This is a genomic window from Undibacterium sp. Tian12W (assembly GCF_049339405.1).
GTDB lineage: Bacteria > Pseudomonadota > Gammaproteobacteria > Burkholderiales > Burkholderiaceae_D > Undibacterium.
Map to the genome: position 1 here is coordinate 249,810 of NZ_JBMPPK010000010.1, position 10,102 is coordinate 259,911.

Genomic DNA, 10,102 nt, shown 5'->3' on the forward strand with positions numbered 1-10,102 from the left:
CTGGCTTATTCTTCTGCCCCGGCTTCTGCCATGATGGCACGCAAGCCTGAGGCATTGGCACGCTCGGCAGCTTTGCCATGACCACTGCGTATATCGTCCTGATCGCGCAAGATCAGGTGTACGCCTTCATTCTTGTACATGAAACTCAGGGTTTCTATGCTTTCATTGCGGTTATTGAAATTTTCTGAGACCTCGAACTGCACATCCTTGTTTAATAAGTAAATGGCAACTTCTTTGGTATTGTCAGCAAACAGGTGTAAATGGATGTCGGAATGGTTGCCAGCCGTGCCATTCAGTACCGCACCTACGACATAAGGATTGTAGCGTTCCAGCTCTTCCATCAGATCAAGGGTGAGTTGTCGCAAATGCAATAAGCGCTGTGGCTGGGTATCGCCAAAGAACAATTCATTGTATTCGCGCACTTCCTGCTCAATCTGGGCATTGTCAGGCAGGACATCGCCCTTGACTTTATGGTTGCCCAGCAACTGCTTGGCTGCCTTGCGCTTGGCGGAGGCATAGTCGGCGCCATCCTCGGCGATCATGCGCGCCGCCAGCGCCGCAATCTCAGCCCGCAGGCTCTCTGCTTCATTCGGTGTATGGATCATCATGGGGTAATCATAACTGAAACCTTGGGGAAATCCAAAAACAAGGCCCCTCAAGCCAGAGAAATGCCAATTTTTTGCCTATGTAGTCATAGGTTTTCAGCTTCTGTTACGAGTGGTGACAAGAACATGCCTTCTCTCAGGTAGAATTGCGGGATTCTGGAATTTGGTTCAATTATGCATATTCATATTTTAGGTATCTGCGGCACTTTCATGGGTGGCCTGGCCGTATTGGCAAAAGAAGCAGGTCATACCGTGACGGGCTGTGATGCCAATGTCTATCCGCCCATGAGCACCCAGCTCGAATCCCAGGGCATCAGCCTGACGCAGGGCTTTGGGGCTGAGCAGATAGCATTGGAACCGGATTTATATGTCATAGGCAATGTCGTTTCGCGTGGCAACCCGCTGATGGAAGAAATCCTCAACCGTGGCTTGCCCTATGTGTCTGGCCCGCAATGGATGGGCGAACATATCCTGCATGACAAGTGGGTACTCGCGGTCGCTGGCACGCATGGCAAAACAACAACGTCTGCCATGCTGGCCTGGATACTCGAATATGCCGGTTATGCACCTGGCTTTTTGATCGGCGGCGTACCGCTGAACTTTGGTATCTCTGCCCGTTTGTGGGGCAACCATGCCTCTGACTTCTTTGTCATCGAGGCTGACGAATACGATACTGCATTCTTCGACAAGCGCAGCAAGTTCGTGCATTACCATGCCAAGACAGCAGTACTGAACAATCTGGAGTATGACCATGCCGACATCTTCCCGGATGTAGCCGCCATAGAAACCCAGTTCCACCACCTGGTGCGTACCGTGCCTGGCGTAGGCCGTTTGATCGTCAATGGCAATAATGACTCGCTGGAACGTGTGCTTAAACGCGGCTGCTGGAGTGAAAAAGAATTCTTTGGCAATGAGCAGGCCTGGCGTCTGCTCATGCAAGACGGTGAAGACTTTGATGTCTATTTCAACGACCAGTTGCAAGGCAGGGTGCAATGGAATTTGAATGGCGAACATAACCGCCAGAATGCCCTGGCCGCGATTGCTGCTGCCCGCCATGTCGGCGTTACGCCAGAAATTTCGATAGAAGCCCTGGCCCAGTTCGTCAGCGTCAAGCGCCGCATGGAAGTGCGCGGCGTAGCGGACGGCGTCACCGTCATCGACGATTTTGCTCATCATCCCACAGCCGTTGCCACAACCGTTGAAGGTTTGCGCCACAAGGTCGGCAATGCCCGCATCCTGGCCGTGTTGGAACCACGCTCAAACACCATGAAGCTGGGCACGATGAAACAAGCCTTGCCCGGTAGTCTGGAGCAGGCAGACCTGGTATTTGGTTTTGGTGAGGCGGATGGCAAATCAGCCCTGGGCTGGGATCTGGCAGAAGCATTGGCACCGCTGGGTGACAAGGTCGCCTGTCATCACAAGATAGATCAATTGGTGCAGGACATCGTCAGCAAAGCCAGGGCTGGTGACCACGTACTCATCATGAGTAATGGCGGCTTTGGCGGCATACACCAAAAATTGCTGGATGCGCTGCAAGACCGCTCACAGCAGGCCGATGGCCAAGCCGATAGTCAAGATGGTAATCAACCTGGTAATAGGGCAATTGCAGCATGATCCTCTACCTGCACGGCTTTCGCTCATCGCCTGATTCTTACAAGGCGCGTGTCATGCTTGCGCATATGGCGAAGCTGGGCCGTAGCGACGAGATAGCCTGCCCTGACCTGTCACCCTCGCCAGCGCTGGCGATACAGCAGGCCGAGGCTTTACTGACAGAGCACAGGGCAGAAGATATCTGCATCATAGGCTCATCCCTGGGCGGCTATTATGCGACCTGGCTGGCAGAAAAATACGGCTGCAAGGCCATCTTGCTGAACCCCGCCGTCAAGCCACCGCGTGACCTGGAAAGCTATGTAGGTGTAACGACTTATTACCATAGCGATAGAGTCTTTGAATTCAAGGCAGAATACATGGCTGAACTGCGCGCACTTGCCGTGGAACAGATCAGCCAGCCTGAACGTTATTTTTTGATTGCCGCGACTGGCGATGAAGTGCTGGACTGGCGCGAAATGGTCGCCCATTATCCAAGTGTAAAACAGTTGGTGATTGAAGGCAGTGATCATGGCATAGCAGAATTTGCCGATTACCTGGATCAGGTGATGGCCTTTGCGGATGGCAGGGCCTGATTTGGACGCAGCGATTTTGCCCGTGAATTTGCAGACAAGTAAACAAATGCAGCGCCCACAAGCCGCACAATGGTATGCGCATGTGAATGCTGTCGATACCAGTGCGCTGATGGAAGACTGGCTCAGCAACCGCGATTCGCTGACGGCCAGGCTGGTGGCCAGGTGCCAGCAGTTTCGCGTGCAGCGTTTGTCGCAGCACAAGGCAGTGTGCCTGCAGGATGAATATGCTGCCATAGGTTTACCGCGTGCCATGAAGGTGCATGAGCGCGAAGTGTTTTTGCGTTGCGATGGCGAGGCCATGGTGTATGGTCATACGATAGTGCCGCTGAGTGCCACGGCAAATGAATGGCCGCTGTTTCATGCGCTAGGTGAAAAGTCCTTGGGCAGCACCTTGTTCAATGACCCACTTGTGCGCCGTGGTGATTTGCATTACGCCAGGCTAAGACAAAGCCACCCGCTGATACGTCGCATTGTGGCGAGACAGCCAGAGCTGGCAGGCGTGCACAGCATGCTGGCAAGGCGGTCTTTGTTCTGGCGCAAGGGCGGGTGTTTGCAGGTGACGGAAGTGTTTTTGCCGGGGGTTGAGGGTTTGCGGATTATTGAAAAGCGTTGAAACCTAAGACCTTAAGACCTCTCAACACAGAGACACAGAGGCTCCACAGAGAGGCACAGAGAAAGACAAGAAAGAGACAGGAGTGCATTGCGTCACTTTGTTAATGAAGCCGCAATCGTAAAGTCGTCATTCCTGCGAAGGCAGGAATCCAGGGGCGTTCGTGGCAAACTGATATAACCAAAACGCAAGCCGAAATGTTTAAAACTCCTCCCCCTTCAAGAGGGAGGTTGGGTGGGGGATGGGGTTCTAACGCAATTTGATGACAGACTAATTAACCGAAACCCATCCCCACCCTAACCCTCCCCTTGAAGGGGAGGGAATAAAATAGGTATGTGAATGATTTCCCGCTTTGCTGATAAAAGCAAAGTAAATATAGAACAGCAGACATCTCAAGCAGAGACGCAGAGCAAAAACAGAACGAGTAAATGACAAAGATTTTCTCAGTGCCACCTCTGTGTCTCCGTACCTCTGTGTTGAGCTTTTTGGTCTTAAAACATAAAGAAGTATTGAATGAATTTATTTTTCGAAGAATCCGGTGATTTCAAGGCAGGCAGCATCATGACGCATGCTGGTGAGGCTTATCAGGTCGAGATGGCCAGCGGCAAGCGCACGAAGGTCAAAGCCAAGGATGTGCTGCTGCAATTTGCCTCGCCCGATCCCGCCAGCCTGATAGAGCAGGCGAAAGCCGCTGCGGCTGAGATAGACCTGGAATTTCTGTGGGAAGTCGCCGGACAGGAAGAGTTTGGTTTTGCTGAACTGGGTACCGAATATTTTGGCCATGCACCACAACCGGTAGAAGCGGCAGGCCTCATCTATGCCCTGCATAACGCCCCCGTTTATTTCTACAAAAAAGGCCGTGGCCGTTACAAGGCCGCGCCTGAAGCATCGCTGAAAGCCGCACTGGCCGGTATAGAAAAGAAAAAACAGCAAGCCCTGATACAGGCTGGCTATGTAGAAGAACTCAAGCAAAACCGCCTGCCAGATGCAATGAAATCACTGGCGCTGCAGCTCTTGTTCAAACCCGACAAGAACAGCATAGAATACAAGGCCCTGGCAGAAGCCTGCGATGCCATGCAAATGTCACCGCAACGTCTGATGCTTGCCGTCGGTGGTATTGCCAGCCCCAAGCATCTGCACCTGGCCAGGTTTCATTACGAGCATTTCCCAAAAGGCGTGGGTTTCCCGGCGATTACCTTGCCAGCTTTACCCACTGATTTGCCCGTGGCAGATGTGCAGGCTTTCTCCATCGATGACGTTACCACGACCGAGATTGATGATGCCTTCTCTGTCGTTGATCTTGGCAATGGCCAGTTGCGTGTCGGCATACACATTGCCGCGCCAGCCCTGGGCATACAGCGCGGCGATGCGATAGACCAGATGGCCCGTGGCCGCATGTCTACCGTGTATATGCCTGGCGACAAGATCACCATGCTGCCGGATGAACTTGTCAATGTCTATACCCTGGGGGCAGGCCAGACCCGCCCGGCAGTATCACTGTATGCGACTTTGAATACTGAAGACTGGTCTGTCATCAGCACCGAGACCAAGGTAGAAGCCGTGCCTATGGCCAGCAATCTGCGTCACAATGATCTTGATGCGCTGGTGACTGAAGACAATCTCGCCAACGATGCCGGTGAATACCCGCACAAGGCCGACATCGCCCAATTGTGGAAATGGGCGTTGGTGCTCGAACAAGGCCGTATGGTCAAGCGTGAGAGCTTTGGCATGAAGCCTGAGCAAAACAACCGCGTCGATTTCAATTTCTATGTAGAAGATGATGTTGTCTCCATCGTGCGCCGCAAGCGTGGTGCGCCACTGGACAAGATCGTTGCCGAACTGATGATCTTTGCGAATAGCACCTGGGGCAAACTCATGGCTGACCATGGCATCCCTGGCATTTACCGTGCCCAGGGCGTGGCAGGTGGCCGTGGCCCAGGCGGCTGGACAGCACGCATGCAGGTACGCATGCTGACCCATGCAGCGCCGCATCAGGGCCTGGGTGTCGATCAATATGCCTGGAGCACATCGCCACTGCGCCGTTATACCGACCTGGTCAATCAATGGCAGATCATCGCCTGCGTGCAACACGGCATCACCGCGCCGCTGGTCGCCACCTTCAAACCCAAGGATGCCGACCTGTTCGCCATCGTCTCCGGTTTTGATGCCGCTTATGCCGCTTATGCTGATTTCCAGAACAATATGGAACGCTACTGGTGTCTGCGCTGGCTGGGCCAGCAAGAGCAGCGCCAGGTAGAAGCTGTTGTTTTGAAAGACGAAGTCTTGCGCCTCGTCGATATTCCGCTCATCATCCGTTTGCCGGGCATGCCGCAGACAGCACGCGGTGCCCAGGTACGCCTGGATATCCTGCGCTGGGATGAAGTTGATCTTGAAGTCGAAGCGCGTCTGCTGGAATTGTTATCTACCGTCACCGAACTTGAGGAAGAAGAGCTGGACGACGAAACCAGCACTGAAGTTGCAGAAGACTTCAGCGCAGAAGAAGGCGCACCTGTAGCAGAGACAGCAGCAGAGACAGCAGCAGAGACAGCAGCAGAGACAGCAGCAGAGGCGGAGAGCGCGACAACAGAGGTGGAAACTGAGGTGGAAACTGAGCTTAGCAATGAGCTTGCCAATGATGACGCGAATACTTCAGACAAAGAACAGTCACAAGCCTAGTAATGAAAAGTCAGAATAAAAAAACCAAGCCTGCGAAACAGGTCAAACAAGAACAGCTGCCAAGCGGGCAAGAACAGGCCGCCAAGGCAGGCGAAGTCACATCCACGACTACAGCAACACCTGCAATACCGGCTAAAGGTATTGCTGTAGCTAGTACGGCTGACGGCAAAGCCAAAACTAAAGCAACCAGTTCTGGCTCTGCGCAACTTGGGACTGGCAAGACAGAAAAACTGATTTTCGGTGTTGCGATCACAACGTCTCTGGTCTTGCATGCACTGGCTTTGCTGGTGCATTTTGTCATGCCGAAAACGGTAGAAAACAAGTCGCGTGAACCGGACCTGGAAGTGATACTGGTTAATTCCAAACACAGCAAGCGTCCGGTGGTCGCTGAAGCACTTGCGCAGGCAGACCTGGATGGCGGCGGAGCGCACGACAGTGGCCGCAGCAAATCACCCTTGCCTGATATGAACCGTATTGAAAACGGTGACGCACTGCAGACTAGCACAAAAAAAATTGCCGAGCTCGAAGAGCAGCAAAAGCAATTAATTGATCAGACTAAACTCAAAGATATTTTTCGACAGGAAAAACAAGAACGAAAAAATACCGATGATAAACCCAAACCAAATACTGGCAGCGATAATGCAGAAACCAGTAAAGCTCTTGCACGTGGCCCCGCTGAAATTGCACAGACGATAGAAGACCAGAACAAGCGGCCAAAAAAAATATCGATCACTCCTTCTACTCAAAAGCGGGAGGACTCTCTGTATTACACACAAGTACGCCAGCGTATTGAAGACACAGGTACCCTGAATTTCCCTCAAAAGGATGGAAAAAAACTTTATGGTCAGATGTACGTAGCCATTCCAATTTCACCTGATGGCAGCCTGTATGAAAGAAATGGTGGGCCGCAAGTAATTACGACTTCAGGTGATAAGGACCTGGATGCAGCGGCATTGCGTATCGTGAGGCGTTCTGCACCATTCAAGAAATATCCCAAGAATGCAATTCCGGGAGATGGTAATGTCTATTTTGAGATGATTGCCCGATTCAAGTTTACACGGGAACAACATCTTGAGGCCGAGTTGCGTGAGGCACGAGAATGAACTTTGACCACTACGTCGTCATCGGCAACCCGATTGCACACAGCAAGTCACCTGCGATTCATGCCCGCTTCGCTGAACTGACAGGCCAGCAAGTTGATTACCAGCACCTGCTGGCGCCGCTGGACGGTTTTGCCAGCACTGTGCACGATTTTATTGCGGCTGGTGGCAAGGGAGCCAATGTGACCCTGCCTTTCAAGCTCGAAGCCTTTGCTCTTGCGACAGAATTGAGTGAGCAAGCCAGGATAGCCGGTGCTGTCAATACCCTCAAGTTTGAGCACGGTCATATTTATGGTGACAATACCGACGGCATAGGGCTGGTGGCCGATATCGTGCGCAATGCCGGTGTCAGTCTGCGCGGCAAGCGCCTGCTTTTGCTGGGTGCTGGCGGTGCTGCCCGTGGCGCCTTGCTGCCGCTGTTGCAGGAAGAACCCGCTGCATTGACTATCGCCAACCGCACGCTTGCCAAAGCCCAGGATTTGCAGCAACAGGCCAGCAGTCTGAGTGATCGTTGTGAGCTGCAAGCCTGTCGTTTTGAAGATTTGCAACAGCCTTTTGATGTCATCATCAATGCCACCTCGGCCAGCATCAATGACGATGTGCCACCGCTGGCTGCAAGCGTATTTGGCAAAGCCACACTGGCCTATGACATGATGTATGCCGCTGCCCCCACCGCGTTCCTGCGGCTGGCTGCCAGCCACGGTGCGCAATGCCGTGATGGTCTCGGCATGCTGGTCGAGCAGGCAGCAGAAGCCTTTGCCCTGTGGCGCGGCGTGCGCCCGCCATCGGCACCGGTACTGGCAGAAATGCGTGCCGCCCTGCAAGCGAGTCTGTGATGAAATTATTTGGCCGCATCCTGTTCTGGCTGGTACTCGTACCCCTGTTGCTGTTCACGCTTTTGCAGGCGTATTATCTGGCGCATGTCTGGTGGTGGATAGATCACAACCCCACTTCGACGAGCTTCATGCGCCAGCAACTCAGTGTCTTGCAAGAGAAAAAGCCAGACTTCCAGCTCAAGCATAAATGGGTGCCGTATAACCGTATCTCGAATAATCTCAAGCGCGCCGTTATCGCCTCAGAAGATGATAGCTTTGTTGATCATGAAGGTGTCGATTGGGAAGCCATGCAGGCTGCCTATGAAAAAAACCAGAAAAAGGGCAAGGTCGTTTCTGGCGGTTCCACCATTACCCAGCAGTTGGCCAAGAACCTGTTCCTTTCGCCAGACCGCAGTTATTTCCGCAAGGGTGAAGAACTGATCATCACCTATATGCTGGAAAAATGCATGGACAAACAGCGCATTTTGGAGATATACCTCAATGTTGTAGAATGGGGCGTAGGCGTGTTTGGGGCAGAAGCTGCCGCACAAAATTATTTCCATACCAGTGCCGCCAATCTCGGCCCAGCCCAGGCAGCCAGGCTGGCCGTGATGCTACCCAAACCACGCTATTTTTATAAAAACCCGGGCTCTGGCTATTTGCAAAGACGTAGCGAAGTCATCCTGCAGCGCATGAACAATTCTGAACTGCCATGAAATATACAAAACAACGCGGACTGAGTCTGATTGCCGTCGCCTTCCTTTCCATGCTGATTGCTGCATTGGGTATGGGCTTCCTGTATTACATGCGCTATGGCCGTCTGCCCATGCATGACATGTGGGCGCGCTTTGGCAAGGCGGCTGCTGTCATCAGCAATGACGTCAAAGAAACCGCGGGTCTGCCAACCGGCAGCAGTGAGGGCCCAGGCATGCGCCAGGCTGCCACCACCAGCGAAGGCGTGCGCCGCTGCACCATTGATGGCAAGACCGTGTATTCAGACACCCTGTGCCTGGACAATAATCCCACTACCAAAAAAATCAAGCTCAACGACTCTAAAGGCATGGAACCGCCAAAAACTGCAGTCGCCAAAGAAGATGGCGGCAAGGGTGCAGATAATAACTACCCGGCTTCCATGAGCAATGAAGAGATGAAGAAAAAAATCATGGAGCAGGCCTTGGGTAAAAGCGCCCCGGCATCCAGTGCTGAGGAAGACCTGCATCTGAAAGCCATGAACCGGGCGATTGATAAGGCAACGAAATAGGTTGACAAGGCTGCTTACAGGGCTGTAATCACTTGCCCATTCCTTTACTGATTCGCAGGGTGCGCCATGCGCACCATTCGTTTTACGGCGATAAATTGACTGGAATCTCAATTTTTATAAGATAACGACATGGAATATGAGGATATATTGGCTGCTTTAAATGTGAAGCAGTTAAATAAACTAAAAGATTCCAATCTACGATTTAGCGAAATCCTCGGGCTTGAAATTCCATTTTATGATGGGTTAGGTTTTCCTCCTGCCCTTATACCCATTGCAAATTCAATTGGGTCCTTTCAGTATTTTGGTGCGTTTTTGTATGACATCGTTGATTCTAAAGTTAGTTTTGTTGACTTGATGATTGATGACTCTGAACTTTTTGAAATCGGCCTCAATGAGAAGCAGTTCTGTTATTACCTGGCTAGAAGGTCTTTACAAGATTATTTGGAAGAAGATCCAGATATTTCTAGTGAGATTTATCAGCTGTGCAGCTTATTGGGCGTCGATGAATTCAATAGCTTACAAACAATCGACGAACAAAACTATTTGAGACTGGATGTCTTCAGATCGGGTATTCCAAAATATTTTCAGACCCGCCAAGGTGGAACTACGTATGGGAAGACCGGCTTTGACTTAGAGGCTGTTGCAAAATTAAAACGACTGAAAAAAAGTGCTGTTAACTTTTCATGAGTAGTGTTAACTTTCTATCTTGTTTTGTCAGGGTGGAGAGCGATGCCAAAAGAACTGATAGATGACCAACTGTGGAGCAGAATCGAGCCTTTGTTACCGAAGAGAGCGTCTCGCCATAGACAATATGCAGGACGCAAGCCGACGGATGACCGTGCCGTATTGACG

General features: G+C 51.9%; 10 protein-coding genes and 1 pseudogene. 10 read left to right on the plus strand and 1 reads right to left on the minus strand.

Annotated features, from left to right (window positions below; all coding sequences use genetic code 11):
* Window positions 1–5: 5 nt before the first annotated feature.
* Window positions 6–608 (minus strand): hypothetical protein, encoded by a 603-nt coding sequence (locus tag ACO0LI_RS14840; RefSeq protein ID WP_423033269.1) that lies wholly within the window; start codon window positions 606–608, stop codon window positions 6–8.
* Window positions 609–779: 171 nt separating this feature from the next.
* Here ACO0LI_RS14840 and mpl point away from each other — a divergent pair, with 171 nt between their 5' ends.
* The 10 genes and pseudogenes from mpl to ACO0LI_RS14890 all read left to right on the plus strand — a co-directional run.
* Window positions 780–2,219 (plus strand): UDP-N-acetylmuramate:L-alanyl-gamma-D-glutamyl-meso-diaminopimelate ligase, encoded by a 1,440-nt coding sequence (gene mpl / locus ACO0LI_RS14845; RefSeq protein ID WP_423033271.1) that lies wholly within the window; start codon window positions 780–782, stop codon window positions 2,217–2,219.
* Complete coding sequence (locus ACO0LI_RS14850; RefSeq protein ID WP_423033273.1) at window positions 2,216–2,788, plus strand: YqiA/YcfP family alpha/beta fold hydrolase; 573 nt, start codon at window positions 2,216–2,218, stop codon at window positions 2,786–2,788. The genes mpl and ACO0LI_RS14850 overlap by 4 nt, the downstream gene beginning before the upstream one ends.
* Window positions 2,789–2,834: 46 nt before the next feature.
* Window positions 2,835–3,401: a chorismate--pyruvate lyase family protein gene (locus tag ACO0LI_RS14855; protein ID WP_423033275.1), complete on the plus strand. Its 567-nt coding sequence runs from the start codon at window positions 2,835–2,837 to the stop codon at window positions 3,399–3,401.
* Between the two features lie 510 nt (window positions 3,402–3,911).
* Window positions 3,912–6,074: a ribonuclease catalytic domain-containing protein gene (locus ACO0LI_RS14860; RefSeq protein WP_423033277.1), complete on the plus strand. Its 2,163-nt coding sequence runs from the start codon at window positions 3,912–3,914 to the stop codon at window positions 6,072–6,074.
* Window positions 6,075–6,076: 2 nt separating this feature from the next.
* Window positions 6,077–7,177 (plus strand): TonB C-terminal domain-containing protein, encoded by a 1,101-nt coding sequence (locus ACO0LI_RS14865; protein ID WP_423033279.1) that lies wholly within the window; start codon window positions 6,077–6,079, stop codon window positions 7,175–7,177.
* On the plus strand, window positions 7,174–8,010 hold the full coding sequence (gene aroE / locus ACO0LI_RS14870) for a shikimate dehydrogenase (RefSeq protein ID WP_423033281.1): 837 nt from the start codon (window positions 7,174–7,176) through the stop codon (window positions 8,008–8,010). Before ACO0LI_RS14865 ends, aroE begins: the two co-directional genes overlap by 4 nt.
* Entirely contained in the window at window positions 8,010–8,705 is a 696-nt protein-coding gene (gene mtgA, locus ACO0LI_RS14875) for a monofunctional biosynthetic peptidoglycan transglycosylase (RefSeq protein WP_162043124.1), read from the plus strand. Before aroE ends, mtgA begins: the two co-directional genes overlap by 1 nt.
* Window positions 8,702–9,250, plus strand: coding sequence for a hypothetical protein (locus ACO0LI_RS14880; RefSeq protein WP_423033283.1), 549 nt, complete (start codon window positions 8,702–8,704; stop codon window positions 9,248–9,250). The genes mtgA and ACO0LI_RS14880 overlap by 4 nt, the downstream gene beginning before the upstream one ends.
* A gap of 129 nt (window positions 9,251–9,379) precedes the next feature.
* Entirely contained in the window at window positions 9,380–9,937 is a 558-nt protein-coding gene (locus ACO0LI_RS14885; RefSeq protein WP_423033285.1) for a hypothetical protein, read from the plus strand.
* 42 nt (window positions 9,938–9,979) lie between these two features.
* A pseudogene (locus tag ACO0LI_RS14890) lies at window positions 9,980–10,102 on the plus strand (IS5/IS1182 family transposase); the annotation flags it as partial.